Origin of the sequence: Paenibacillus tritici, assembly GCF_013204885.1 — a bacterium.
Taxonomy (GTDB): Bacteria; Bacillota; Bacilli; order Paenibacillales; family Paenibacillaceae; genus Paenibacillus_AQ; species Paenibacillus_AQ tritici.
The window spans coordinates 181860-208350 of sequence record NZ_JABMKX010000013.1; the positions used below are offsets into that span (position 1 = coordinate 181860).

General features: G+C 55.0%; 21 protein-coding genes. 3 read left to right on the forward strand and 18 right to left on the reverse strand.

Going from position 1 to position 26491, the window contains the following annotated elements:
- Positions 1-6 precede the first annotated feature (6 nt).
- Together galE and HQN87_RS23250 are read right to left on the reverse strand one after the other, a co-directional pair.
- The gene (gene galE, locus HQN87_RS23245; protein WP_173138132.1) at positions 7-993 is read right to left on the reverse strand and encodes a UDP-glucose 4-epimerase GalE; all 987 of its coding nucleotides are present in this window, start codon (positions 991-993) and stop codon (positions 7-9) included.
- A gap of 1 nt (position 994) precedes the next feature.
- Positions 995-2173, reverse strand: a complete 1179-nt coding sequence (locus HQN87_RS23250; RefSeq protein WP_173138134.1) for a galactokinase — start codon at positions 2171-2173, stop codon at positions 995-997.
- A gap of 237 nt (positions 2174-2410) precedes the next feature.
- On the opposite strand from HQN87_RS23250, the gene HQN87_RS23255 reads away from it, so the two are divergent.
- On the forward strand, positions 2411-3268 hold the full coding sequence (locus HQN87_RS23255; protein ID WP_173138136.1) for an AraC family transcriptional regulator: 858 nt from the start codon (positions 2411-2413) through the stop codon (positions 3266-3268).
- Positions 3269-3370: 102 nt separating this feature from the next.
- On the opposite strand, the gene mgrA is transcribed toward HQN87_RS23255, so the two are convergent.
- From mgrA to HQN87_RS23275, 4 genes are all read right to left on the reverse strand, one after another.
- Positions 3371-4375, reverse strand: coding sequence for an L-glyceraldehyde 3-phosphate reductase (mgrA, locus tag HQN87_RS23260; RefSeq protein ID WP_173138138.1), 1005 nt, complete (start codon positions 4373-4375; stop codon positions 3371-3373).
- A gap of 96 nt (positions 4376-4471) precedes the next feature.
- Positions 4472-5212, reverse strand: a complete 741-nt coding sequence (locus HQN87_RS23265; protein ID WP_173138140.1) for an NAD-dependent protein deacylase — start codon at positions 5210-5212, stop codon at positions 4472-4474.
- Between the two features lie 35 nt (positions 5213-5247).
- Complete coding sequence (locus HQN87_RS23270; RefSeq protein ID WP_173138142.1) at positions 5248-6021, reverse strand: HAD family hydrolase; 774 nt, start codon at positions 6019-6021, stop codon at positions 5248-5250.
- Between the two features lie 46 nt (positions 6022-6067).
- Positions 6068-6817: an alpha/beta hydrolase gene (locus HQN87_RS23275; protein ID WP_173138144.1), complete on the reverse strand. Its 750-nt coding sequence runs from the start codon at positions 6815-6817 to the stop codon at positions 6068-6070.
- A 221-nt stretch (positions 6818-7038) separates the two neighbouring features.
- Here HQN87_RS23275 and HQN87_RS23280 point away from each other — a divergent pair, with 221 nt between their 5' ends.
- Entirely contained in the window at positions 7039-8079 is a 1041-nt protein-coding gene (locus HQN87_RS23280; protein WP_173138146.1) for an acyltransferase family protein, read from the forward strand.
- 275 nt (positions 8080-8354) lie between these two features.
- On the forward strand, positions 8355-10040 hold the full coding sequence (gene ilvD, locus HQN87_RS23285) for a dihydroxy-acid dehydratase (RefSeq protein ID WP_173138148.1): 1686 nt from the start codon (positions 8355-8357) through the stop codon (positions 10038-10040).
- An 86-nt stretch (positions 10041-10126) separates the two neighbouring features.
- On the opposite strand, the gene HQN87_RS23290 is transcribed toward ilvD, so the two are convergent.
- From HQN87_RS23290 to HQN87_RS23345, 12 genes are all read right to left on the reverse strand, one after another.
- Entirely contained in the window at positions 10127-12454 is a 2328-nt protein-coding gene (locus tag HQN87_RS23290; protein ID WP_173138150.1) for a glycoside hydrolase family 3 C-terminal domain-containing protein, read from the reverse strand.
- Positions 12455-12760: 306 nt separating this feature from the next.
- Positions 12761-14341 carry a response regulator transcription factor gene (locus HQN87_RS23295; protein WP_173138152.1) on the reverse strand — a complete coding sequence of 527 codons (1581 nt, stop codon included), beginning with the start codon at positions 14339-14341 and terminating at the stop codon, positions 12761-12763.
- Positions 14331-16139 carry a cache domain-containing sensor histidine kinase gene (locus tag HQN87_RS23300; protein WP_173138154.1) on the reverse strand — a complete coding sequence of 603 codons (1809 nt, stop codon included), beginning with the start codon at positions 16137-16139 and terminating at the stop codon, positions 14331-14333. Before HQN87_RS23300 ends, HQN87_RS23295 begins: the two co-directional genes overlap by 11 nt.
- 58 nt (positions 16140-16197) lie before the next feature.
- Positions 16198-17028 (reverse strand): carbohydrate ABC transporter permease, encoded by an 831-nt coding sequence (locus HQN87_RS23305; protein ID WP_173138156.1) that lies wholly within the window; start codon positions 17026-17028, stop codon positions 16198-16200.
- Positions 17029-17058: 30 nt separating this feature from the next.
- A complete protein-coding gene (locus tag HQN87_RS23310; RefSeq protein WP_173138158.1) occupies positions 17059-17934 on the reverse strand; it encodes a carbohydrate ABC transporter permease in 876 nt (291 codons plus the stop codon).
- Between the two features lie 100 nt (positions 17935-18034).
- Complete coding sequence (locus HQN87_RS23315; protein WP_173138235.1) at positions 18035-19339, reverse strand: extracellular solute-binding protein; 1305 nt, start codon at positions 19337-19339, stop codon at positions 18035-18037.
- Positions 19340-19672: 333 nt separating this feature from the next.
- Positions 19673-20689, reverse strand: a complete 1017-nt coding sequence (locus HQN87_RS23320; RefSeq protein ID WP_173138160.1) for a glycoside hydrolase family 130 protein — start codon at positions 20687-20689, stop codon at positions 19673-19675.
- Between the two features lie 137 nt (positions 20690-20826).
- On the reverse strand, positions 20827-21843 hold the full coding sequence (locus tag HQN87_RS23325; RefSeq protein ID WP_173138162.1) for a sugar kinase: 1017 nt from the start codon (positions 21841-21843) through the stop codon (positions 20827-20829).
- Complete coding sequence (dagF, locus tag HQN87_RS23330) at positions 21836-22591, reverse strand: 2-dehydro-3-deoxy-phosphogluconate aldolase (protein ID WP_173138164.1); 756 nt, start codon at positions 22589-22591, stop codon at positions 21836-21838. Before dagF ends, HQN87_RS23325 begins: the two co-directional genes overlap by 8 nt.
- Positions 22584-23696, reverse strand: a complete 1113-nt coding sequence (locus tag HQN87_RS23335) for a DgaE family pyridoxal phosphate-dependent ammonia lyase (RefSeq protein WP_173138167.1) — start codon at positions 23694-23696, stop codon at positions 22584-22586. The genes dagF and HQN87_RS23335 overlap by 8 nt, the downstream gene beginning before the upstream one ends.
- On the reverse strand, positions 23650-24780 hold the full coding sequence (locus HQN87_RS23340; protein WP_173138169.1) for an amidohydrolase/deacetylase family metallohydrolase: 1131 nt from the start codon (positions 24778-24780) through the stop codon (positions 23650-23652). Before HQN87_RS23340 ends, HQN87_RS23335 begins: the two co-directional genes overlap by 47 nt.
- 211 nt (positions 24781-24991) lie before the next feature.
- The gene (locus tag HQN87_RS23345) at positions 24992-26377 is read right to left on the reverse strand and encodes a polysaccharide deacetylase family protein (RefSeq protein ID WP_173138171.1); all 1386 of its coding nucleotides are present in this window, start codon (positions 26375-26377) and stop codon (positions 24992-24994) included.
- Between the last annotated feature and the right edge of the window lie 114 nt (positions 26378-26491).

Genomic DNA, 26491 nt, shown 5'->3' on the forward strand with positions numbered 1-26491 from the left:
CCAGGCTTACTCCCCGTACCCCTGCGGGTTCGCGGAATGCCAGTTCCAGGCGCTTTGAATGATCCCTTCCAGGTCGGCGTGCTGCGGGTCCCAGCCCAGCACCTGACGGGCTTTGGCGGAGGAAGCGACCAGCACTGCCGGGTCTCCGGCACGGCGCTCCTGGATCACAACCGGAATATCAAGGCCGGTGACCTTCTTCGCCGTCTCAATCACCTGCTTCACGGAGAAGCCCAGGCCGTTGCCCAGGTTGAAGATATTGCTTGCACTGCCGCTGCGCAGATAGGTTACTGCACGGACATGCGCATCCGCCAGATCGCTGACATGGATGTAGTCGCGTACGCAGGTTCCGTCCTCCGTCGGATAGTCTTCCCCGAAGACTGCGATGTTCTCACGCTGCTTCAGGGCAGCCTGGAGCACCAGCGGAATCAGGTGGCTCTCCGGACGGTGGTCTTCGCCGATCTTGCCGCTGGCATGAGCGCCTGCGGCATTGAAGTAGCGCAGCGCTACATACTTGATGCCCAGCACTTTGTCGAACCAGGCCATCATGCGTTCCATGGTCAGCTTGGTTTCGCCGTAGACATTCGCAGGTTCCGTGCGGTCGGTCTCTTCAATGGGCACCTTTTCCGGTTCGCCGTAGGTTGCGGCTGTAGAGGAGAAGACGATTTTGTCCACACCAGCATGCTGCATGGCTTCCAGCAGACACTGTGTTCCATAGACATTGTTGTCGTAATATTTGACCGGGTCCTTCATGCTCTCGCCCACCAGGGAGCTGGCTGCGAAGTGAATCACTGCCTCAATCTCGTTCTCGGAGAACAGCTTGGCCAGCAGCTCCTTGTCGCGCAGGTCTCCTTCATACAGCTTGCCGCCAAGCAGCGCCTCACGGTGCCCGGTCAGCAGATTGTCAATCACCACTACCTCTTCCCCGCGGTCCAGCAGCTCAGCTACTGTGTGTGAACCGATGTATCCTGCTCCGCCCGTTACCAGAATCGCCATCTTATTTCACTCCTTTCAATTCTTCCACACCGTTACCAATGCCGCATACATAGAATTCGCCGGTCAGACCTGTTCTGTTCTTGTAAGCTTCACCTACCTCAGCGATGAACCGCTGCACATCATCCTCATGCACCAGAGATACCGTACATCCGCCGAAGCCTGCGCCCGTCATCCGCGAGCCGAGTGTGCCCGGAATGCGCTGTGCTTCTTCCACCATAACGTCCAGCTCTTCGCAGCTGACCTCATACAGGTCGCGGAGCGAGACATGGGAGTCATTCATATACAGACCGAATTGCTTCAGGTCATTGTTCTTCAGAACTTCAACCGAGTCCAGTACGCGCTGGTTCTCTTCCACCACATGGCGGGCACGGCGTCTAACCGTTTCGTCGGTGATTTTATCCTGATGCTGCCCGAATTGCTCCGGCTTCATCTCGGCCAGATAAGACAGGGAGGGAACCTCCTGCTTCAGAATAGCCAGCGCCTCTTCACACTGGCTGCGGCGCTCATTATACTTGGAGTCCACCAGTCCGCGCTTCTTGTTCGTATTGCTGATCACCAGCTTATAGCTGCCGGTCACGAATGGAACCAGGCTGTATTCCAGAGTGTCGCACATCAGCAGGATGGCCTGGTCGCGCTTGCCGTTGGCCACTGCGAACTGGTCCATGATACCGGAGTTCACGCCGACGTACTGGTTCTCCGCACGCTGGGACAACAGGGCGATCTCTACGGTGTCTGTGTCACCGCCAAGCAGCGTCAGGAAGGCAAAGCCTGTTACTACCTCGATGGAAGCGGAAGAGGACAAGCCCGAACCGTTAGGAATTTCACCGTGGAACAAAAGGTCGTAGCCTCCGGATACCGGAAGATCCTTCTTGGCCAGCTCTACCATTACGCCTACGGGATAGTCCACCCATTCGCCGGTCTTGGCATGGCCGATCTCACTGAAGTCGATAGAGGCTTCATAAGGGAAATTCGTCGATGCGAATTGAACCTTGCCGTCTGTGCGCGGACGCACGATCAGGGTGGTTCCGAAGTCCAGCGCTGCCGGGAACACATAGCCGCCGTTGTAATCCAGATGTTCTCCGATCAGATTCACGCGGCCTGGTGCGTAGAATACCCGCGCCTCTTCCCCGCTCTCCCCGTACTTCTCGATAAATTTGCTGTTCAGTGCCTGTATGCTCATTATTGCCACTCCATCCTTTCGGTGCTTGTGCTTGGACTTTGGAATTCAACTTGCGTCCTTCATGACTACATTATAATAAAATCAGACTTGCCCTGATAATGCAATCATGTGTGCAATGTATGGACAAATGTGACTTCTATCCTTACTCAGGCTATACTCGGTAAGAAGGAAATTCACTTGGCGCTTACCCTTTCAAATAGCAGTGGTAGCGTTATATTCAGGAAAGGCGGCTTAGAAGTGCAACATACCTATTCTGTAGGATCTAATCCTGTATATTACGATAAGCAAGTGCTGCATGTACTCTTTGCAGGGGAGAGCCAGACGCTTCCGCTGCATCAGGCTGGCCCCAAGATCTACGAATACTATCTGCTCCATTATATTGAATCCGGCTCCGGGGTCTTCCGGACGGAGCAACGTACTTATGAGCTGGGGGCCGGGGACTGCTTCCTGATTCACCCGGGCCAGCTCGTCAGCTACATCTCTGATCCGCAGCAGCCCTGGCGGTACCGCTGGGCCGCCTTCACCGGCGGTGACGCCGGTCAGCTTGCGCAGCAGGCGGGCTTCACTCCATTTGCACCGGTGCTGTCTACCGCTGAAGGCAGCGTGATTCCCGGTGCGCTGGCCGGTATGATGTCCGCCTTCTATGCCAATAAGGAGAGCGCCTCTCTCACCGCTCTGGGATATCTATACCTTATTGCAGGCGAAGCTGCGGAGCTGCTGGTCTCTTCTTCCCGGCTCCCGGGCGCAGAATCGCAGGTCAAGCGGACGGTAAAGCAAATGATCAACTATATGGCTTCACAGTATGCCCATCCGGTCTCGATTGAACAAATGTGCGGCAGCCTGGGATATAACCGGGCCTACCTCTCCCGTATCTTCAAGCAGGAGACCGGGCTCTCTCCGGTGACCTATCTGCTGAAGCTGCGGGTAGAGAAGTCACGCCAGCTGCTGCGTGAACGTCCCGAGCTGTCCGTGGAGCAGGTTGCGGCTTCGGTGGGACTGACGGATGCCTTGTACTTCTCCCGGCAGTTCAAACGCTTCTACAGCCAGTCCCCCACCGCCTACCGCCTGGCAACGGTGAACCCCGGTGGGAAATAGCCTGGACCAACAGCCCGAATCCTGAACCGGAAGCGGGCTGTTTCATGCTGCTATGGTTATTAAGCTGATCCTCTGACATTACAGGTTAATAGGTTGACGACCTCAGGCTTCACTCTCCGTCTTCAGGATCGTTTCGATCCGGTCCAGCTCCTCCTGGGAGAACTCGCCATAGGACAGAGCGGCGATATTCTCCTCAATCTGGCTGACCCGGCTCGCGCCGATCAGCGCCGAGGTTACCCGGCCTCCGCGCAGCGTCCAGAGCAAGGCGAACTGGGCCAGACTCTGACCGCGGGCTACCGCCATCTGGTTCAGCGCGTGGATTTTGCGCAGCACCTCCGGTGTAATCCGGTTCTCATTCAGAGCGGTTGAAGGCCCGGCGGCCCTGGAATCGCCGGGAATACCGTTCAGATATTTATTGGTCAACAGACCCTGCGCCAGCGGAGTGAAGGCGATACTGCCCACCCCGTGTTCCTCCAGCACATCCTGAAGCCCGCCTTCGATCCAGCGGTCCAGCATGGAATATCGCGGCTGATGAATCAGCAGCGGGGTTCCCAGCTCCTTCAGGATGGTAATCGCCTGCAAGGTCTGCTCCGCCGTATAGTTGGACAAGCCGATGTAGAGTGCCTTGCCTGAACGTACGGCATGATCCAGCGCTCCCATCGTTTCTTCCATGGGCGTCTCCGGGTCCGGGCGGTGAGAGTAGAAGATATCCACATAATCCAGCCCCAGCCGCTTCAGACTCTGGTCCAGACTGGACAGGAGATATTTGCGTGAACCCCAGTCCCCGTAGGGGCCAGGCCACATATTGTATCCCGCCTTGGTCGATATCACCAGCTCATCACGGTAAGGGGAGAGATCCCGGGCCAGAACCTTGCCGAACAGCTCTTCTGCTGATCCGGCCGGAGGCCCGTAGTTGTTCGCCAAGTCAAAATGGGTAATCCCGAGATCAAAAGCACGGGTAATCATCTCACGGCCGTTCTCATAGGTATCAATGCCGCCGAAATTATGCCACAGGCCCAGGGAGATGGCCGGAAGCTTCAGTCCAGACCTGCCGGTGCGGTTGTAACGCATGACTTCATACCGTTCCTCATTAGCCACATATACCATATCTTATCCCTGCCTCTCGTTTCGCTTTGTGATGCATTACCCTACTTTAAACGCAGGACGGAATTTGTAATCTTATTCTCCAGAAAAGCTTGAAGCCTAGCCTAGCAGTCCCTGTATTCTGCCCATCACCTCACCGATCCGCTCTGTAATAATCAGATCCGCCTGATCATCGTACGGGGTGGGTTCGCCGTTTAGCAGTACCGTATGCCGTCCTCTGAAGTAAGTGACCAGACTCGCGGCTGGCTGAACAGTGAGTGAGGTGCCGCCGATGATCAGCAGATCCGCCGCTGCAATAGCGTCTACAGCCTCCACCAGCACCTCATGATCGAGCGCTTCCTCATAGAGCACTACATCCGGCTTGATCATGCCGCCGCAGTCCAGGCACCGCGGCACTGCATCACTCTGCTCCAGCCATTCCTCCAGGCCGTAATACCGCTGGCAGCCCATGCAGTGATTCCGGTGGATCGAACCATGCAGCTCCAGCACACGGCGGCTGCCCGCAATCTGATGCAGGCCGTCAATATTCTGCGTAATGACCGCCTTCAGTTTTCCAGAGGATTCCAGCTCTGCAAGCAGCCGGTGGGCGCCGTTCGGCTTCGCACCGGGATGAATCATCTTGCTGCGGTAGAAATCAAAAAAAATGTCCGGCGAGGACATAAAAAAGCTGCGGCTGAGCATCACCTCAGGCGGGTAAGGAGAATTGTGCTGTGTCTGGTAGAGTCCGGCTGCCGAACGGAAATCCGGGATGCCGCTCTCCGTCGAGGTTCCGGCGCCGCCAAAAAATACAATATTATTGCTGTTCTTCAACCAGGAAGCCAGCAGCTGCAATTGATCCATAGTCTCTACACATTTCCCTTCTGTACGGAATGTATTTAGAATGCTGTAAGGCGAAGCTGTTCATATCCGGAGATCACGATATCCGCATCCAGCAGGTGACCTGAACTCCCGTCCGGAGATATCCCGATGGCAAGACGGAGGCCCGCGCCTGCGCCAAGCTGCATATCTGCATTGCTGTCACCGATAATAACGGTCTCGCCGGGCAGAAGACCGAGCTCGCGGCAGGCGGTCTCGGCCATCTCCGGTGCAGGCTTACCGTACTTCACCCTGTCTCTGGTGACGACCGAACCGAAATAACCGGAAATTCCAAGCCACTCCAGATGCTCACGGGTAGTCCCCATATTGTCTGAGGTCACTACACCGAGCTTCAAGGAAGCTGCCTTACACTGCTCCAGAAAATCCTGTAAGCCCGGCATTGGCAGCGCTGCCTGCCTTCTGCGCAGCTCGCTCATCGCTTCCTTGGAGACTGCATTTACACGCGTGACCGCCTCATTCCAGGGAACACCGGCAGCATACAGCTGCCAGGCCAGAATCCCGATCGTCTCTTCGGCGGTCGCCATGGAGAGCGGTCCGGCGGGATCATACCCGGTCACCTTGCCTGCGGAATCATGGACCGTTCCCAGCACCTTGGCAAGGTCCGCTCCTGAACCGGAAGAGCTTCCGATCAGCGTGAGCTGGCTGCTTAATCCCTCAAGCATTAGATTCGCCCAATGGCCCCAGGTGCCAAGCAGATCCAGCAGCGTTCCGTCCTTGTCGAACAGGATACCCCGGCAGGGAACGGTGATTTCATTAATATGCAACACAGGCATTCCATCGCTCCTCTGCATAGATTACATTATTTCTATGATTCTATATTCATTTGGTCTGGCGCAGATTGCCCATCCAGTCCAGCATTGCCCGCACAGTCCGCGTCTGCTGTTCTTCTTCTGTAATCGCAGCGACACCGTCACCCTTTTGCGGGCCATAACTCCCGAACTGGGCATGATTGCCGCCTTCAACCGACACGTATACAGTATTGCCGGGTAAATAGGCGCGTCCTTGGTTATAGCTCTTCTGATCAACCACCTTATCCTCCGTGCCAAGCACAGACAATACAGACAGCGTAGTGTCCTTCAGGCTGCCCTTCTCGTCAGGATACGAGGCCAGCAAAAAAACGCCTTCCAGCTGACCGGCATGATCTGCAGCGAAGCGCGAGGCCATGACGCCGCCGAGCGAGTGGCCGCCAAGGACGAAGGACTGCTTGGGATGAACGCGGATAATCTCTTCGGCCGCATCCCCTTTAATCACGGCGAGGTTAAGCGGCATTCTGGCAATGTAGAACGGGTGGCCGGCCGCAGCCACTTTTCTGGCCAACGGGGCATACGCCTCCGCCTTGACCAAGGCACCGGGATAAAAGATCACGGATGTGCCAAGCACAACCGCAGGGTCAAACGAGATCCAATTGTCATTCTGCTCCACAGATACTCCTCCGGCAGAGATAAGGGCTGTTTCGGCCCGTTCTTCCGGCTTATACGGGGTCAGATACCTCCATATAAACACCCCTGCCACCAGCAGAATCAGCACGATCCCTATAAGCACACGGCGTCTGGTAATATTCTTGTTCATTCAACTTCACTCCCGGTTATTGCATACTGAAAATTATAAAGTAATCAATGAAATCAAACAACCTTCAAGAGTTCGCCACATATGGGCGCATCTATTCCCAATGATAGCGCTTACTATTGTGATATATTTCACAATTTATTTACCGGAAATCATGTATTTTAAAATTAAAGTATTTAAACACTGCGCAACACGTAAACCGAATCTCACTTGGAGGTTACGTCATGACCCGGGAAAGCTCGCTTGACACGCGCGGAGAGACTTTTTTTCTCAATCTGCGCTTCATGCTTATTGTAACTGTCTTTGCGGCCAATGCGATCGAACCCCTGATTCAAGAAATGAGCGGACTTCACACCCTTTACCAGTGGATCTTCAGTTTTCATATGCCGCTGTTTGTGCTGGTGACCGGATACTTTGCCCGTTCAAGCTTACATGGAGCGCCAGGACGCAAAGTCCTGCTGCAGATTGCCCTGCAATATGTTATTTTTCAGAGCCTATACTCCGCACTGGACGCCTCCCTGTTTCATGTGAATAATATACAGCATTCCTTCTTCGCTCCTTATCTGCTGCTATGGTTCCTGGCCAGCCACATCTGCTGGCGCCTGCTGATGCTGGGCATGAGCCGCTGGACCCGCAGCGCCCAACTGGCCTTCGCCGTTACCGCAGGGGTGGCCGTAGGTTATCTGCAACCGGACGGGATCTGGTTCAGCATCAGCCGCACCTTTGTATATCTGCCCTTTTTCGTCATCGGAACCCATTTCTCCTTCGGAGCTTTCGTCAAGCTGTATCAGCAATATGTCAAAATCACTGCCGCTGCCGCCTCCCTCCTGCTGCTCGCTCTAATCGGCCTGTTCGGCCGTGATCTCCCGCTCGGCTGGCTGTACGGCAGTATGACCTACATGCAGCTTGGCGCCCATGATTGGTATGCGGGAGTGTTCCGGCTCGCTGTGTACGGTCTGCAATTTGCCGCTTCCCTGGCGTTTCTCGGCCTGGTCCCTTACGGGTTAAGCCGCATGACGGACTTGGGACGCCGTACGCTCTACGTGTTCCTGCTTCACGGATTCATCGTCCGGGCGGCTGCCGTTTCCGGCCTGTACGACTATATCACTAATCCTGCCGGAGTTGCCCTGCTGCTTGCCGGTGCAGTCGGCTGTACGGTGCTGCTGGCCCAGCCTGCGCTCAGACGCCTGCTGAATCCGCTCGTCGAGCCGTCTGTGGACTGGATGATCTCGCTGCAGCGCACAGCGCTCAGACGTTCGCTCTAGATTAAGGATATTGTTCCAAATCTATCTATATAGAAGCCTTTCCCATCCGGGAGGGGCTTCTTTCTGTTTGCACAACAATGAAGCCGTTTCCATGAATCCGCCGCCCCAGGACTGCGACAAACTTCACATTGTCCGGTAGAAAAAAGAGACTTTTTGTGATAGACTCTCTATTAACGTTCTTAACCAATCACCGCAGACACGTGAATTCCCGGATTGCATTGCGTTAATGCGGCACTATATTTGCTTCACCAATACTTTTAAGGGGAAATGTCATCATGGCAAACAAAAAAATGCGCTCAGACATGATCAAAAAAGGCTTTGACCGCGCTCCGCACCGCAGCCTTCTGCGGGCCGCAGGCGTTAAGGAAGAGGATTTCGGCAAGCCGTTCATCGCGGTCTGCAATTCCTATCTCGACATTGTACCAGGTCATGTGCATCTGCAGGAATTCGGCAAAATCGTGAAGGAAGCGATCCGTGAAGCCGGCGGGGTTCCGTTCGAATTCAATACCATCGGCGTAGATGACGGTATTGCCATGGGACATATCGGAATGCGCTATTCGCTCCCAAGCCGCGAGATTATTGCCGATTCAGTGGAAACGATGGTCTCCGCTCACTGGTTCGATGGAATGGTCTGCATTCCCAACTGTGATAAAATCACCCCGGGCATGATGATGGGCGCACTGCGCGTCAACATCCCGACCATCTTCGTCAGCGGCGGGCCGATGAAGGCCGGCGTAGACAGCAAAGGCAAGAAGCTCTCCCTGACTTCCGTGTTTGAAGGCGTAGGTGCCCATCAGGTCGGCAAGATCAATGACGCCGAACTGCTTGAACTGGAACAATTCGGCTGTCCAACCTGCGGATCATGCTCCGGTATGTTCACTGCCAACTCCATGAACTGTCTGGCCGAAGCTATGGGCCTGGCACTTCCGGGCAACGGCACCATTCTGGCTGTAGCAGAAGAACGCAGAGATTTCGTCCGCAAATCAGCTACCCAGCTCATGGAGCTGATCAAGCTGGATCTGAAGCCGCGTGATATTGTAACCCATGAATCACTGGACAATGCCTTTGCGCTGGATATGGCTATGGGCGGTTCCACCAACACGGTGCTGCATACCCTGGCCCTGGCTCAAGAAGCTGAAATCGACTATCCGCTGGAGCGCATCAATGAAGTAGCCAACCGCGTGCCTTACTTGGCCAAGCTGGCTCCAGCATCCGATATCTTCATCGAGGATGTGGACCGGGCAGGCGGCGTCAGCGCCGTGCTGAACGAGCTGCTGAAGAAGCCGGGCGCCATCTTCGGCGACTGCATGACCGTAACCGGCAAGACTCTGGCCGAGAATGTCACCGGTCATGAGATTCAGGATACGTCAGTTATTCATACAATAGACAACCCTTATTCCCCAGTAGGCGGATTGGCTGTACTCTACGGCAATCTGGCTCCTGAAGGCTCCATCATCAAGGTTGGTGCCGTAGACGCTTCCGTTGGCGGCTACCACAAAGGACCTGCCATCTGCTTCGACTCCCAGGAGCAGGCGCTGGAAGGAATCGCGAACGGCAAGGTCAAAGAAGGCCATGTCGTTGTGATCCGGTATGAAGGTCCGAAGGGCGGACCGGGTATGCCGGAAATGCTGGCTCCGACTTCGCAGATCGTCGGTATGGGTCTTGGCGCCAAGGTCGGCCTGATCACTGACGGCCGGTTCTCCGGTGCGTCCCGCGGCATCAGCATTGGCCACATCTCGCCGGAAGCGGCTGAGGGCGGACCGATTGCTTTTGTCGAGGATGGTGACATCATCGAGCTGGATCTGATCAACCGCAAGATCGAGCTGCTGGTTGAAGAAGAAGTGCTGGCTGTCCGCCGCAGCGGCTGGAAGGAATTCGAACCGAAGGTGAAGACCGGTTATCTGGCCCGTTACTCCAAGCTGGTTACCAATGCAAGCAAAGGCGGCGTGCTGAAGATCTAATAGTTAGCCGCCGCGACCGGATATAACACAATAGAGCAGCGATTCTCCGTTGACAGGAGAACCGCTGCTCTTTTTTTGTTCGTTGATTATACTCCGGTACCAAGTCCGTCCGTAATCTCAAGCTCCGCTGTCCGGGCTCCGGCAAGGCTCCCTCCAGCCATCACCGTAACCCGGCAGGGGACAGGCGCAAACTTCATTGAAGTATTCCATATCCCCAGCTCTTCCACGCCCAGATGGAAGGTTACGGTCTGCTCTTCTCCCGGCTGCAGAGAGATTTTGCTGAAGCCCTTCAGTTCTGCAATCCGGCGGGTGATCCCCGACTCCCGGGCACGGATGTACAGCTGAACGGTCTCCATACCTGAGATAGCGCCGGTATTCTTCACCTTGATACTGACAGCTACCCGGCTGCCGGTACCCAGATCAGCAGTTGAGATGGAGTCAGCGGATAAAGAGACACTGCCGTATTCAAAACTGGTGTAGCTGAGCCCGTGTCCGAAGGCATACAGCGGGGCAGACGGCATATCCACATATACCCGGGGACGGCCCGGGTCCTTCTGGTTGTAATATACCGGTAGCTGCCCGGAGGAACGCGGCAGAGACACCGGCAGCTTGCCGCTGGGATTCACGTGGCCGAACACTATTTCAGCGATGGCCTGTCCGCCTTCCGCCCCGGGATATGCCGCGCAGAGAAGCGCACCGGCTAACGGCTCCAGTTCGTCCAGCGCATGTGGACGGCCCTGGATCACAACTGCGACCACCGGTGTACCGGTGGCAGCCACTGCTTCTGCAAGCTGCAGCTGGATGCCGCCGAGCCGCAGGTCAGCCAGATCCACGCCTTCTCCACAGTCCATTTCGGATGGACTGCCTTCACTGATAATTGCGGCACCGTTGGCCTCGAAGTCGCCGCCGAACTGCCGTGCACTGCTGCCTCCCAGCACCAGTACAGCAACATCCGCACGCTGTGCCAGCTCCACCGCTTCGCTCAGACCGGCTGTGGAAGATTCGCGGATGCCGCAGCCCAGAGCATGTACAACCTCAACACCGGCGGGGGCACATTGCCGGATGCCCTGGAGTACGGTCGTACCGCTTCCCTCCCGCTGGATGCTGGTATAATCACCGAGCTGATTGTACAGCCGATCCGCATTCGGACCGATAACCGCAATCCGCCGGAGCTTGCCGGAGAGCGGAAGCAAAGCATCTTCGTTCTTCAGCAGAACGGCCGATTCCCTTGCCACCTGCAGGTTCAGGCTGCGGGTAGCCGCATGACCAACTACAGAAAGCGCCAGCTGCTCATCCGTATAGGGGCGTTCAAACAAGCCGAGCCGGAATTTCAGCGCCAGCACACGGGATACTGCACGGTCAATATCAGCCTCGCGGGCAAGGCCCCGGTTCACTGCCTCCTCAAGCGTGCTGAACGCTTTGTCCCACAGGCTGAGGTCAACGCCGGCGGATAAGGCCAGCGCTGCTGCGCCTTCATAACTGCCGGTCAGCGCTATCAGACGGTCTACCGCCTGACCGTCAGCCATAACGATCCCGCCGAAGTCCCATTCCCCGCGTAGAATACCGCTCAGCAGCGCCTCATTCGCATGGCAGGGAATGCCGTCGATTTCATTATAGGCTGCCATGAATCCGGCCGCACCCGCCGCTGTACCTGCCTGCGCGGCCGGCAGATGAATCTCGCGCAGCTCACGTTCACCGATTGCTGCCGGCCCGGCATTCCTCCCGCCCTGCGCGGCTCCCTGAGCGCACAGATGCTTGAGAATCACTGCAATCTTGTCAGGTGAATCCAGCTCTTCCGGCGTTGTTCCCTGCATCCCGCGCACAGCCGCTGCCGTGAAGGCAGCCGCCAGGAACGGGTCCTCGCTGTAGCATTCCTCGGAACGGCCCCAGCGCGGATCTTGCAGAATATCCAGGGCGGACAGCAGCCCGAGGTGAGCCCCCCGGCTGCGCAGCTCCAGCGCTACCCGGCTGTAAGCCTGTTCCATCAGCTGCGGATTCCAGGTTGCTCCGGCAGCCAGATTCACGGGCAGCAATGTTCCGTCCAGTGCCTGATGCCCATGCGGGCATTCCTCACTAAGCAGTACAGGAATGCCCAGCCGGGTATGCTCCAGCACATAGCGCTGCACCTTGTTCGCAGCAGCCGCGCTGGCGGCGGCTGTAATTCCGTTGCTGTAATCCACGCCGGACCACGGGTCACTGCGGAATAATCCATACAATGCCCCCATGCCTGCGCCTGCAGCCACTTCCCGGCGGAAGGCCTCGGTAAGCACAAGCTCCCCGTTCTCCCAGGCATAAGCATCCCAGCCATACATCCGCTGGTTCAATTGGCCCGTCTTTTCACGCAGTGTCATGCGGGACAGAAGATCCTGAACCCGCTCCTCCACACTGTAGGAAGGTTGCTTATATATTTCCATCGTCTTGCTCCCCCCGCTTGCCCAAAGTCATCTATTTAACACGCACTTAAGATTTGAACTTGAAGCTTCATCGTCACTGCAGTGAACATTTGGACTTCCGGCCGCTGTTGTCCCCAGATTTCTTGATTTATTCCGCTCTTCGCGGTTGAAATCCGGGGACTGCTGATGCTTACGATGCTAGCTTTCCTACGGAAAGCTTTCAGGCGGTCGCTACCGCTCCTACAGTTCCAAATTTCCCCTCCGCTTCTTTTGCTTTTTGTTTATTTCTCTAGTGCTTCTTATCTAACTGCCTTGTCCCGCCTAACCTTACAAGTCCTTGCTCGCCCGCAAGCCCCGGTATTCCTTGGGGGTCATGCCCGTATAGGACTTGAACACCGTCACGAAATATTTGTATTCCTTGTAGCCCACCTTGTCGGCAATTTCGAATATCTTATCATGTGTAGCCGCAAGCAGTGCCTTAGCCTGCTCGATCCGCAGCTCGTTCATGTATTCCGTGAACCCCTTTCCTGTGCTCTGCTTGAAAATATAGCTGAAATAACTGGGCGTAATCTTCAGCCAGGCCGCGACCTCGGATGCCTTCAGATCCGTACGGTATTGCGCTTCAATGTAACGCTTGGCCTTCTCAACGATCCAGTAGGAGCGGTCTGTGCCATTCTGTTCAATCAGCTCCAGCAGGTCGCCCATGTCCTTCTGGATCAGCTCCTGGAGAGCATCGTAAGAATTGAACAGGTAGAGGTCCGGTGACTGGCGGCCATAATCCATACCGGTAATTCCGCTCTTGCGCAGCCGCTGGCGCAGCAGAGCGAACAGCTCCTCATACACAGTCACAATCTCATGCAGCAAATACGATTCACGCTTGAAAAATCTCAGCATCTCCGATACCAGCTCCCCGGTCTCGCCGGCATCCTGCTTGAATAGAGCCGCTACCAGATTCTGCACCGTACCGGCAATATCCAATGCCGCAGGCTCTCTTGTACCGCTCCACTGCCGGACAATATCTTCCTCAAGCACAGCAGAGTTATCCAGTACAGCATAGCGCAGCAGCCCCGCGGCTTCCGCACATCGGTCCGACGTCTCTGCGGCATCGTCATAAGTCTGCGATGCTCCGCAGTGCAGCTCCGCCCCGGGGATAAGCCCGGGAACGAAGCCGTCCAGCCATTCACGCCATTCCTGCGGCTCCAGCCGGTGGTCTGCCGCCGCCAATGTAATCAGCAGATTCTCATGAGCGAAGATAGAGACAAGCTTCAGGCCGGGTAATGCCAGCTGCCCCTGAAGGCAGCCTATCCACTGCTCCTGAAGCTGCTCATACTCCTCTTGCCCAAGCTCCGAATAACGCCCGTGGAAGCAGCTCAGCTGCGTGGCAAGAATTCTGAACTGTGCTCCCTGAAGTGAAGAGGGGGCAGCCTTGCGGTACGCCATCCCTTGCCGGGCCATGTTGGTCAGCCAGAGCTTCACTTCATCTCTGCCGCCCTCCTGCTTCTGCTGCCGGATATCTTCTGCCAGCTTGCCCACTACCCCGGTAAGCTCGTCTATATTAACCGGCTTCAACAAATAGTCGTTCACCCCGAGCCGGATCGCCTGGCGTGCATAATCGAAATCTTCATAGCCGCTGATAATTATCATGCGGACCCCGGGATAACGCCGTCCCACCTGCTCAGCAAGCTGGAGACCATCCATGCCATCCATCCGGATGTCCGAGAGTACGAAATCCACCTCATGCTCCCCCATAATCTGCAGCGCTTCCTCACCGTCGTAAGCTTCGCCGATGACCTCTATTCCCAGCGCAGCCCAGTCGATGGTCAGGCGAAGTCCTTTGCAAATGACCGGTTCATCATCAACAATCAGCATTTTAAGCCCTTTGGTGTCTGTTCGTCCGTTATTGCCCATGATCTTCTCCCCCCTCGCTTCCGGCCTGCCGCAGCGGGAGTGTGACACGGATACGTGTACCTTCACCCGATGTATGGATAATCCGCAGCCCGTAATCCTGTCCGAAAAAAATAGACAGCCGTTCATGAATATTGCGCAGCGCCCCTTCATGGCCGCTGACGCGCATGGAAGGCCTGCGATCCAGGGTAGCTGCGATCTCCCGCACCCGGTCCGGAGTCATGCCTGTTCCATTGTCGGTCACATCAATTCGTATTTCATCTTCAGCCGTATAAGCCTTCACTTCAATCGTATGAACAGCCTTGCTCCTGTCCATAGCGTGCTTGACCGAGTTCTCCACCAGCGGCTGGAGGGTCGCCTTCAGAGTGACTGCCTCTTCAATACCCGGCTCCAGGTGCAGCGAATAGGACAGCTTATCCCCCAACCGGTACTGCTGTAAATACAAATAAGCCTGTACAAATTCCATTTCCTTGCCCAACGTCGTCTGATAGCTTCCGTTATTGACGCTGGCGCGAAAGAATCTGGACAGCATTTCGATCAGCTGACTGGATTGCTCCGCCTGCTCCAGACGGGCCGTCCAGCGGATCATATCCAGGGTATTGTACAGAAAATGAGGGTCCATCTGATTCTGCATCAGCCTTAGCTCCGCTTCCCTTTCGCGGAGCTCCAGCTTGTATTTATGATCAATCAGCTGCTGGATGGTCATGACCATCTCATTAAACTTACTGCCCAGTTCAGCAATCTCATCCTGAGAGCTGACGGGCACCCTCGCGCTGAAGTCACCGCCGGCCACACGCCCCGTCTCAATCTTCAGCCGCAGAATCGGACGGATAATCGTATAGTGGAATCCAAGGAGCGCAGTGAGCGCCAGCACCAGAATAGCAATCAGGATAATGGACATCACGATCTTGACGCTGCGGAATTCCTCCGCCATCTTCCCTTCGGAGATGAGAACGACCACTTTCCAGTCGGAATTGTCAATTTGGTTATACATAGTCAGGTACCGTTTGCCCCCGATTTCAGCGGTAGCCAGCTTGCTGCTGCCAGCCGTGAGCCTTTGCATCAGGCCCTGGTCCGGCACATAGCCGTCCGGCAGACGGTTGACCGACTCCAGGATCAGATCACCCGCTCCGCCCATTACGAACACGCTGCCATAACCTGCTGCCAGCACACCTTTTTCAAGCTGAGCGGCGATCTCCGCCTCATCAAGCCGGATGGTCAGCATGCCGAGCGACTTCGTAATCTCACTGAAGGAATTCAGGACACGGATCATGGAGAGCACCCGGACCTGCCCATTCCAGGAGCTGTTCAGCGGATAGCCCTCCGTCCAGAGAATCCCGCCCTTGCGGGCCACCGCCTCACGCTCCCACTTGCCTTCATCCCCGCTGAACGGCTCACCCATCTCAATAGCATTACCGTTGTAGCCGGAGATCTCAATGGAGCGGATATAACTTCTCGACATTAACTGGAAGGTCAGGAAATCCTCAATATTGCGTTTATATACAGACCTTTGTTCAGCTTCAAGCGGCGGATAGCTGCGGAGAAAGTTCCGCATGTCGGGACTGAGAATGAAGTAGTCGGCGATATCCTCCACCATTTTGGTCTGCTCGCCAAGCTGGCTGGTCACATTATCAAGGTTGCGGCGGGTAGCACTGATGAACTGCTCGCGGAGCACCTTATTATACTTATATTGAACGATGACCCCGACCCCGATGGTCGGCAGAAAGACAAATAGCAGAAATATCACCATAGCCTTGCGTTTCAAGCCGAAATTACCGGCCTTTCTCCAGCGTGTCTTCATCCTCAGACTCCTTTTTTCTTCCACCGCCGCTGCTTCACTCCTCACTGCGGACCTGTATTTAGCCTTTGACAGCTCCGGCGGTCATTCCGGTAACCAGCTGCTTCTGCAGCAGCAGATAGAAGATCAATATGGGCACAAGTGCAATCGTCAGCGCCGACATCTGCAGCGTATAGCTCGCTGTCTCCACGCCGACGAAGTTCGCGAGCCCCAGCGGAAGCGTCTTAAGCGAATTGGAGGTGATCAGTACTAGCGCGAATAAATATTCATTCCAGTTGTAAATAAAGTTGAGTATCACGACGGTAGCCATAGCCGGGCGGGTGATAGGCAGAATAATGGACCAGAAAATGCGGAATACACCCGCTCCGTCCATAATCCCCGACTCCTCCAGATCCTTGGGAAAGCCCCGCATAAAGCCCTCCAGAATGAACACCGTAAGTGACAGGTGAAAAGCCGTATATGGCAGAATCAGTGAGAAATACGTATCTATCAGACTCAGTTTCTGCATAATCAGGAAGATTGGGATCAATGTGGCATGAATCGGCACCAGCATCCCCAGCAGAAACAGCGCATACGTGAAGCCGCGGAGCTTGAATGTGAACCGGGCAAGGAAATAGGCGGCAAGCGAGCCCAGCAGCACGGTCACAATCAGCGATACGAACGTAATCAGCAGACTGTTCAAGAAGTAAATGTTCATATTTGCGATTTCCCAAGCCTTGGTGTAGTTGGAGAAATGCAGCGTGGTCGGGAAGGAGAACGGGTTCGCCGCATATTCCTGCTCTTCCTTAAACGAATTCACGATCATCCAGAATATCGGAATTATATTCATAATAGCGAACAGACTCAAAAATGTGTAGGCCATGACTTTGAATAACGGTGTTTTTTTATTCATAGCTTCTCTCCTCCTTTCTGTACATCTTCATCAGGCGTCCTTCTCCCGGCCGATCCGGTTAACGATGGAAATCACGACCAGACTGAACACCAGAATCAGAATCGATACCGCGCTGCCATAGCCGTAACGCAAATTCATAAATGCGCTATTGTACATATAGAGTGTCATGACTTCTGTCTGATGTGCCGGACCGCCGCCGGTCAGCACCTGAATCAAATCAAATACCCGGAAAGAGTTACTGATGCTGTATACGACCGCTACCATAATAGTACTGCGGAGCATAGGAATCGTGATATGCAGTGTGCGGCGGAAGCCTGTTGCACCATCCAGCTCGGCGGCTTCATTAACTTCATCCGGGATATTCTGCAGAGCAGCAAGGAAAATAACCATGTACAGCCCGCAGTTCTGCCAAATGTACGCCACACTGATGGACAGCATGGACCACTTCATGTCCCCCAGCCAGTTCTGCTGCCAGCTCTCCAGTCCGAAGAAGGCCAGCATGCTGTTCAGCATCCCGTATTCCGTGTTATAAATCATGCCCCAGATTAAGGAAACCATAACGGACGAGATAACAACAGGCATGAACCCTACGGTACGGAAAAAGCCTGAGCCCTTCAGCCCTTTGTTCAGCAGCATCGCCATGATGAGGCCCAGCGGAAGTTGACCAACCAGCCCCGTCAGCATAATGACAATATTATTCTGCACAGACAGCCAGAACGTATCATCCGTAAGAATACGGGAGTAGTTGTCCAAGCCGACAAAAGACATCTTGCCAATCCCGTTCCAGTCCATCACCGAGTAGTAGAGCGAAATGCCGATCGGTATGATCGCAATTCCAAGATAGATGACCAGCGCCGGGAATAATCCGATAAAGATCGCCAGTTTATTTTGCTTAAGTGTATGCACAGGGCATCCCCCTTCCAGTTGAATCCTCTTCTGCTTATGAAATGGAGAAACGGCTTCGCCTGATGCTGCAAGCGGCGGTCCCCGTTTCTCCCTGTTCATCCTAGTTCATTTGGTCAAAAGCTGCCTGTGCGTCCTTGGCGACCTCTTCCGGTGTGCCGCGGCCTATCGTGAGCGCCTGTATGCCGTTCTGTACAACGTCAACCACTTGTGTCGGAATGATGCTGTCGAATACAGGGGCTGTGCCTTTGCCGGTCAGCTCAAGCATTTCTTTCAGATACGGGCTGGCATCCCCGGGAATTTCCACGGTGGCCGGAACTACTACCCCGTTGCGGATCAACTCCTTGTACAGGTCCTCACTGACAAAATACTTCATGAATTCCTCAGCCGCCGCTTTGGTTTTCTCATTCAGCCCGCTCTTAATGGCGATACCGTACTGCACCACACCCGCGCTCTTCACCGGATCACCTTTGCCGCCTTCCACACCCGGGAACAGGGCAATGCCGAACTTGTCGCCTTCGTCATTATTGATCCGGATTCTCGCATCTACTGTTGAGGAAGAGATATGCATCGCTGCTTTGCCCTGGATGAAATAATCCTGGCCTTGTACGGAATCCATGTTGTTGGCATCGGTATTGAAGGCCTTCAGCTTAGTCAGCTCATCAATAACCGCAATCGCTTTGACGAACTCCGGATCTGTGAATTTCGCTTCCTTATTTACCACCTTGGTGAGGAAGTCACTGCCGGTAAAGCGGTCCCCGAGAATGGACAGATAGGAGGACTGCAGCGGCCATTGCTCCTTGTTGCCCAGCGAGATTGGTGTAATCCCCGCCGCTTTTAGCTTGGTAACTGCGTCGATGAACTTATCGTACGTATCAGGAAACTCTGTATAGCCTACTTGGGCGAACATCTCTTTGTTGTAATAAATGATGTCTACGAAGGTTTGTTTGGTCGGAATGGCATACTGCTTGCCGCCAATATTGAACCCGGCCAGGGCACTCTCCGGCAGAATCGACTTCCAGTTATCCATCAGACTATCAATCGGCTCCACCAGGCTGCCCTCCACCAGCGGCTCCAGATCGGCTCCGGGCCATACGACATTAATGTCCGCCAGATTGTTGGCGGCTGCCAGCGTCCGCAGCTTGGTTTTATATTGTGCGGAAGGCACTCCGTCCTGCTTGATTACAATATTCGGATGCTCCGCCTCAAATTTGGCGATCCGCGCCTTGTATACCTCATTGTCCACATTCGGCGAGGTCCAGGGATGCATCATATTCAGGGTGATGGTCTCTTCGCTATTCCCGCTCCCGCCCGTATTACCCGCGTTGTTGCTGTTGCCGCATGCTGCTGTGAACAAAGCCAGCGCGCCCGCCATCCCAAGCAAAGCTACTTTTTTGGTCTGTTTCATTGTCACCCTAATCAACCCTCTTTCTACTATTATTAGTATCTGCTATTCCCGCACCTCAGATTCCCTCTTGCAGGACTACCTGAGCTGTTACGTTAATTATAAAAGCTATGGGCTGCGGTCTATATCCCACAAATGTTAGATTATATCCGATATTCTACAGCGAATTTGCAAGAAATATGAAAAATACACTGAAAATCATGAAAGTAAGTCATATTATATTACACTATACGTTATATAAATTCCTCTTTTACGGGAATTTTTCTGGGTAAACGCTTCCAATATTAAGCGGATAGGAACCGCCTGAAAATATCCAAGCGGTTAGCGAACATCCTTCTACAATACCGTCTGCCCCAGCAAATGCTCCAGCATATCGGAGAGCGGAACCGTTGCCAGCGCAATGGCTGTATCGGTTACGCCGTAGTAGATATGCAGAATGCCGTCATCGAGCACACAGCCGGTCGGAAAAATAACATTGGGAATCTGGTAGCCGAATTTCTCATAATACGTCTCCGGCTCCATGATAAAGTCCTTCGTTCTGGCGATCACCTTGGACGGGTCCTCCAGATCGAGCAGCATGGCGCCGAGACGGTACACCGTATCGCTGTCCACACCGTGATACAGCAGCACCCAGCCGTGAGCGGTACGGATCGGCGGAGTGGACGCCCCGATCTTTTTACTTTCCCACGCGTTTTCCGCTTTGGCCAGCAGACTCGGTTCTTCCCATTCCTTCAGATCCTCCGAATACGAGATCCAGATTGCCGCCTGCTCCGTTCCGTAAGCTTCACCGATGTACTCCTCCGGTCTGCGCAGCAGCGCGTATTTGCCGCCTATTGTCTCCGGGAACAGCATATTATTGCGGTCGTTAATCTCAAGCGGAGTTGTAGTGCTTACATACTCCCAATCCGTCAGATTGCGGGAGGACATCAGAATAGAGCGCGTCAGCCAGTGCCCCTCCTCCTCGCCCCAGCCATCGGGATATTCAGGTATGGAGCGCTCTGGAATGCCGGTTCCGGTCGGATAATAATTCATTGCACAGGGGCGGAGCGCAAAGCTCATGTAGAACAGGTCCCCAATCTTCACTATTCTCGGGTCCTGTACACTGCCGTAAGGAAAGCCGAGCATATCGGGTGTAACCACCGGCTCGTCCTTCACATGGGTGAAATGGACACCGTCCTCGCTCTCCAGCAGACCCAGGACATTTTTGCACGGCGTCAGCGAGCCTGCGGTCCGTTCAATCATATAGAATTTCCCGTTATCCTTGATCACTGCCGGATTAAATACCGTCGCCAGCCGCCAGTCATATTTGCCCGGCACCACGATTGGATTCTCCGGATGTCTGTTGATTCTCATTGCTCTGCCTCCTCAGGGTTAACCTGTACTTGAATTGAATTATCCCCATTATAGCCCGCTCCCGGGCGTCAAAATATCCCGCATAGTATAGAAATCATCCGAATAATAGCGCTGATATCCCGGTTAAGGGAGAAGCCTCAGCGCTGAACATCGCCGCCGGGATTCATCAGCATCCGAAAGACATCCTGCTCGGAGGACATCGGCGAGTCTCCCGCTACGGTGTGTGCCAGTACTCCGGCAGCAGCAGCGAACGAAACCGTATGCTGCGGATCAAAGCCCTCCAGCTCGCCGTGAATAATCCCGCTGGCATAAGCATCTCCCGCTCCGACCCTGTCCAGGACTGTAAATGTCAGATGATCCGAGAACGAGAAGCTGCCTGCCTTGAAGATATATCCGCGCAGGGAGTGGCGGTTGTCCTCATGAATGGTCCGGTGTGTTCCGGCAACCGTACAGAGACTGTAACGGGCAGCCACTTCAGGAATAAGCTCACGAAGCTGTCCCTCCCGTTCACCGCTTACCGCATCCATACCCAGGATGAACATGGCATCCTGCTCGTTCATGAGCACAATATCGGCCAGATGAAGCATCTCTTCATAATGCAGCCTCGCCAGCTCATAGCCGCCTTCCCTCCAGAGGGACGGGCGGTAATTACAGTCAAAAACCACGAGGCCTCCCTTGAGCTTGACCGCTTCGGCGTAGCTTTTCATCGCCGTTCTGACGCCGTCATTCATCGCCAGCGTAATGCCGCAGAAATGGACAGCATCCGCTTTGCCGGCAAGCCCGGCGAAGGAATACGTATGCTGCGGAGCTGTATTGAAGCTGCTTCCGGCCCGGTCCGTATAAGTTACTCTGCCGGGCCTTGCCCCAAACCCGTTCTCCAGAAAATACATGCCGATATACTGCCCGCCGCGCTCAATATAGCCGGAATGAATGCCCAGCTTACGCAGGCTCGCGATTGCGGCATCGCCCAGCGGACCCTCGGGCAGTCTCGTTACCAGACTGCCCTGATGCCCGTACCGGGTCAGAGCGGACAATACGTTCACACCACTCCCGGAGAATGAATAGTTCAGAGTGCTGGCTTGTGACAGCAGCTCATATCCGGGTACCTGCAACCGCATCATCACTTCGCCGAAGGCGGCGATCTGTTTAGACATAGCTATCCGCCAGCCGGGTCATCATCCGGTATAGCTTCTGCACATCGTCAGGCCGCGTAAGTCCGGTATCCTGGTCAATAATGGAAGTATAAACATGGGGAATGACCTGCGGGACGCCAGCACTAAGCGCAATGGACAATATAGCCTCAAAGTTGGACAGGTCAATGCCGCCTGTCGGCTCCAGTGCAAAGCGTTCCTCGGCACAGGCCTCAGCCACTGCGCGCAGCTCTGCTTCCCTGCTCAGCCCCTGCATGGGGAAATACTTCAGTGCATTGCCGCCCATATCCCGGACCAGGGCGATCGCCGCCTTCACAGGAATAACCGCCTGCTCCGTCTGAGCAGCGCTAACCGGTCCAGTGGAAATATTAACATAGCCGGGCTGCCCTGCCGGAGAGACCAGAGCGTTGATCCAGCTGTCCTTCCCGCCCAGACTTGCGCGGGTGATGCCTACGGCAGGAAACACCTGGTTGATATGGCTTCCGCTATAGTACCTGGCGATTTCCGCCACCACCGCAGCCTGACGGTTATCCCCGGCTCCCAGTCCGATGGATACTGCGCCGTCAATTTCCCGGTCATAGGCTTCCATTGCGGTTACCGCTTCCTGAACAGTGGCATAATCCTTCGAGAGTACGCCAACCAGTACATGCCCCTCGGACGCCTCGAACACCTCTTTGGCGTTCCCGATATCCCGGGCCAGCACATTCAAAGCGACCCGTCCCTTGTAGAACCGTTCTGCAATCTTAGACATCTGCTTCTCCTCCAGTCCATTGGCGAATTCCCGCCGCAATGATGTGAATGTCATCGCCCGTGAGCGGACGCGGATCAATATCGAAATAACCTTGCCGGACGCCATAGTCACGGGTATAAATCGCGATATCGCCCTGCTGCAGCCCTTCGGACAGCTCCTGTGCAGAAATTCCGGCCAAAGCCGGGTCCACCTGGACTCTTCCCCGGAAAATCGCCCGTCCAGCTTCATCCTGGACAACAGACACCTGTATGCCGGGAAGCTCGTTCAGGGTCAGCAACGTCTGCAAGGCTGCTTGTTCCTGGCTGCTGTTGTCCTGTTTAACCGCATACTCATCCAGTGCCTGCAGCAGACCGAACGTCGTTTCCTTGCCGACCTTCATACTCCGTCCGATGCCGTGGAGCTGCACCTTCAGCCATTCGATATAGGTCCGCTTGCCCGCGACAATGCCGGAGGTCGGTCCTTCAATGGCTTTGGAGCCGCTATAAATAACCAGATCGGACACCTGCACATACTTCTGCAGATCCTCTTCCGCTGCGGCATCCACAATCAGCGGAAGCCCTGCCGCCCGGGCGACCTCCCAGGCCTCTTCGACAGAAATCATATTCTTCTGCACTGCATGATGGGATTTCACATACAGAATGGCAGCCGTCCGGTCCGACACAGCATCCCTGAGATGCTCTGCCCGGCCTTCATTGGCATAACCGGCTTCCAGCACTGCCCCGCCGCCGAGGTAGATCATAGTTTCAACAGGCGCACCATATTGCACGTTATGCCCCTTCAGCATAATAATCTCATTCCGGTACAGCTTATCCTGATGCAGGCGAAGGCTTGCACGCGGTTCGCCACGTGTTACTACCGCCGCTACCGCAAGTGCAATTCCGCTGGAAGCTGAATTGACAATCACCGCAGCCTCCGAACCGATATGCCGTGCCGCATAGTCTCCAGCCTTATCTACCAGCTCGGCAATCTCCACATACCGCTGCCCTCCCTGCTTCATCGCATCCATCACCGTATCCGCGGGGGCGGATACCCCCAGGATACTCATGCGGCCGCTGGCATTAATCACCCGCTTCAGGCCGTATTTCGCATTCAATGAATCTGCCATCAACGAACACTCCCATCGCTTCAATAATTTGCCGGCCTAACCGCCGCGTCCCTTCTGAATCCACCAATTCCGCCAGTTCGTCCTTCACTCGGAACAACGTCAGATTAGCCTCGCCTCCGGTGCGTATTTCACCCAGCTCAGGTCTGCCAAGCCAGTCTGCAGCCTGTGTCGTTACCCGTGCCACGGTTTCCTCAAGAGAATAGCCGAGCGCAAGAAATTTAGTCAGCACATGGGCCAGACTGAAGACCGGCCCATGCAGCCGGTTGCCCCGGTAGATGTCGCTGCTGATGGTATCCGGGTGGACACCGCTGCGCCTCGCGGCTTCCGCCACTTCAAACGAAAAGCTGGCAGTTCCGTGTCCGACATCCAGATGGACTCCGCGTAAGACCGCTTCCTTCAAGACCTCAAGCGGCTGGCCCGCGCCGTCAAACAGGTTATTGCTTTTGCCGTTCAAATAATGGGTGATGATATCCCGCCGGCGCAAAAGCGGAATCACCTCACGGATATCCGGAGGGCCCGAGCCGATGTGTACCATCAGCGGCAGGCCCGTCTCTTCCGAGAGCTGAACCGCTGCATGCAGCGGCTCAAGTCCGTTCTCCTTCACCACACTCCGGCTGATCCTCGCCTTCAGTCCTACGATAAATCCCGGGTGCTTCGAGACCGCCAGCAGCAGTCTCGCCCGGTTAATCCATTCCATATCGGCCAGCTCATCAATCCGCTGCAGCCCGATATGTGAAATATTGAGGAAAGCCAGCAGCCGGGTAGCCGCTCTCCGCCCCGATTCTGCAAGCTCAGCAATCCGGTCAGCCCCGCAGCTTCCGGCATCCACAATAGTGGTCACCCCTTGCTTCACGCCTATCTCATCTATCTCATCCCCGTACGGGTCAAAAGCGGGAAAAGCATGAACATGCATATCAATCCAGCCGCTGGAGACATAGGCTCCCGGGGTCTCCCATACCCGGCAGCCGCCCGCCTCTGCGGTACCTGCGGGCAGGATCTCCGCAATCCTTCCCTTCTCCACCACCAAATCCACTTCTTCACCGTTCATCCGCCTTACCCGGCGGAGCAGCAACCGCCCTGCCATCATCCTCATCACCTTTCGGTCCGGCTGTTTATACCGCCCAGTGTATGAATTAATCATAGCCCGGCCCCGCCGAAAGAAATATCCCATAAAATTGCGATTATATCGTGAGAATTCAGATCATTCTAAGCTAACAAACAAAAAAAGCTTCCATAACCCAAAGGTTATGGAAGCTTAGCTTATTATGGCTATTTCATTTAATTACGCACGTGCTTCAATGAACCACCGTTGCTCCGGGCAGTTCAAGCTCAGCTTCAAGGGAGTGCTCCTCTTCCCGGACACGTTCCCGCTGCTTCACCAGCTTCTGCGGCCGCTGCTGGTTCATCTGGTCAAGCAGCTGCGACACGGGCATCAGCATCATTTTGGGTACCAGCAGCTCACTGCGGACTTTAAGTCTCGCTCCGCCTGACGGATGAATGACGCTGAGCAGAATACTGAGATAGAATTTGGTGGAGCTTGCGAACAGGCCGCTTGGCAGATCCAGCACCATGAATCCGAACTTCTCCGGCCCGCGGTTCAGCAAGCTCACACCGTAGAGCGCCTTGGCCTCGGCCAGCTCTAGATCACCGGCAATACGCTCCGCAAGCACCGGCAGATCCTTCTCCATCCGGCGGATCATGCGGATGGCCAGCTGGGCCGAGGAACGGGAATGAATGCCCAGCTCGAACAATTGCCTGTTGTCGATATGCAGCTCGATGACCTTGTCGCCTTTGCTTAAGGACTCGCCGTTGTCCATCTGAACAGGATTACCCTGGTACTTACGCAGGCGGTAATGCAGGAACGGATCTGCCGGAGTGATCGTCTTAATCCGGAACAGCAGCTGGAAGGCCTTCTCCCAGGCCAGCCATAATCCGACGACCAGCCGTTTGCCGAACGACAGACGTGTGATCGGGGAGCGCTGCACCGCCTTAATCATCTCATCAATCCGGACGCTGCGCAGTCCCCGTCTGTCCGCTTCCTCCAGCATCCGCTCCAGTGCAATAAGCATATGCTCCGGCGCATGCGGATCGGCACCGATCGTTGTGCCGCAGTCATGCAGCAGCAGGACTTCACCCGGGCCCAGCTTCGCAATCAGCTTCTCGGTGAGCCGTTCCGCTCCAAGCTTTTCTTTCCAGTCACCGAACATGGCCGACCACAGCACAATCTGCACCTGCCGGCGCTTGGAGATGTCAAACAGGTTCACGATCCCCCAGGGCGGCCGGTAATACGTACTGCGCTCGCCGGTAATACCGAAGATGATGTCGCCCGTCCGGTCAATCTGCTTCCTTACTGCAGCGGGACGCATCAGCCAATTCGTCTTGTGCACATAATTATGAATGCCAATCAAATGCCCTTCATCATGCATTCGCTTAATAATCTCGGGATGCTGCTCCGCGTGGGAGCCAACGACGAAGAATGTCGCCTTCGCCCCGTAACGCTTAAGCAGATCAAGCAGTAGCGGTGTATAATGCGGGTCCGGCCCGTCATCGAAGGTCAGTCCGTAATCCGTGCGTCCAATTCCCTTGCGAAAGACACGGTAACCAAATAAGCGGCTGATCATTCCAGGAATAAAAGCATAAAAGGTAGAGATGTAAAATAGCCAGAGCAGCAAAGTCTGCATGTAAAATCACCGCTTTTCCAGAGTTGACTTTGGCTCGCCCTACGTCTGTAAACAGATAGATGTGATACGGCCAAGTAGGAGTGTAAGTAGAAGCGTCTGTATGAACTCTTAACT

What these genes read in the sequence shown, in the direction of transcription:
- galE (WP_173138132.1), bottom strand. Translation starts at nt 993, where the DNA reads ATGGCGATTCTGGTAACGGGCGGAGCAGGATACATCGGTTCACACACA.
- HQN87_RS23250 (WP_173138134.1), bottom strand. Translation starts at nt 2,173, where the DNA reads ATGAGCATACAGGCACTGAACAGCAAATTTATCGAGAAGTACGGGGAG.
- mgrA (WP_173138138.1), bottom strand. Translation starts at nt 4,375, where the DNA reads ATGGTATATGTGGCTAATGAGGAACGGTATGAAGTCATGCGTTACAAC.
- HQN87_RS23265 (WP_173138140.1), bottom strand. Translation starts at nt 5,212, where the DNA reads ATGGATCAATTGCAGCTGCTGGCTTCCTGGTTGAAGAACAGCAATAAT.
- HQN87_RS23270 (WP_173138142.1), bottom strand. Translation starts at nt 6,021, where the DNA reads ATGCCTGTGTTGCATATTAATGAAATCACCGTTCCCTGCCGGGGTATC.
- HQN87_RS23275 (WP_173138144.1), bottom strand. Translation starts at nt 6,817, where the DNA reads ATGAACAAGAATATTACCAGACGCCGTGTGCTTATAGGGATCGTGCTG.
- HQN87_RS23280 (WP_173138146.1), top strand. Translation starts at nt 7,039, where the DNA reads ATGACCCGGGAAAGCTCGCTTGACACGCGCGGAGAGACTTTTTTTCTC.
- ilvD (WP_173138148.1), top strand. Translation starts at nt 8,355, where the DNA reads ATGGCAAACAAAAAAATGCGCTCAGACATGATCAAAAAAGGCTTTGAC.
- HQN87_RS23290 (WP_173138150.1), bottom strand. Translation starts at nt 12,454, where the DNA reads ATGGAAATATATAAGCAACCTTCCTACAGTGTGGAGGAGCGGGTTCAG.
- HQN87_RS23295 (WP_173138152.1), bottom strand. Translation starts at nt 14,341, where the DNA reads ATGGGCAATAACGGACGAACAGACACCAAAGGGCTTAAAATGCTGATT.
- HQN87_RS23300 (WP_173138154.1), bottom strand. Translation starts at nt 16,139, where the DNA reads ATGAAGACACGCTGGAGAAAGGCCGGTAATTTCGGCTTGAAACGCAAG.
- HQN87_RS23305 (WP_173138156.1), bottom strand. Translation starts at nt 17,028, where the DNA reads ATGAATAAAAAAACACCGTTATTCAAAGTCATGGCCTACACATTTTTG.
- HQN87_RS23315 (WP_173138235.1), bottom strand. Translation starts at nt 19,339, where the DNA reads ATGAAACAGACCAAAAAAGTAGCTTTGCTTGGGATGGCGGGCGCGCTG.
- HQN87_RS23320 (WP_173138160.1), bottom strand. Translation starts at nt 20,689, where the DNA reads ATGAGAATCAACAGACATCCGGAGAATCCAATCGTGGTGCCGGGCAAA.
- HQN87_RS23325 (WP_173138162.1), bottom strand. Translation starts at nt 21,843, where the DNA reads ATGTCTAAACAGATCGCCGCCTTCGGCGAAGTGATGATGCGGTTGCAG.
- dagF (WP_173138164.1), bottom strand. Translation starts at nt 22,591, where the DNA reads ATGTCTAAGATTGCAGAACGGTTCTACAAGGGACGGGTCGCTTTGAAT.
- HQN87_RS23335 (WP_173138167.1), bottom strand. Translation starts at nt 23,696, where the DNA reads ATGGCAGATTCATTGAATGCGAAATACGGCCTGAAGCGGGTGATTAAT.
- HQN87_RS23340 (WP_173138169.1), bottom strand. Translation starts at nt 24,780, where the DNA reads ATGGCAGGGCGGTTGCTGCTCCGCCGGGTAAGGCGGATGAACGGTGAA.
- HQN87_RS23345 (WP_173138171.1), bottom strand. Translation starts at nt 26,377, where the DNA reads ATGCAGACTTTGCTGCTCTGGCTATTTTACATCTCTACCTTTTATGCT.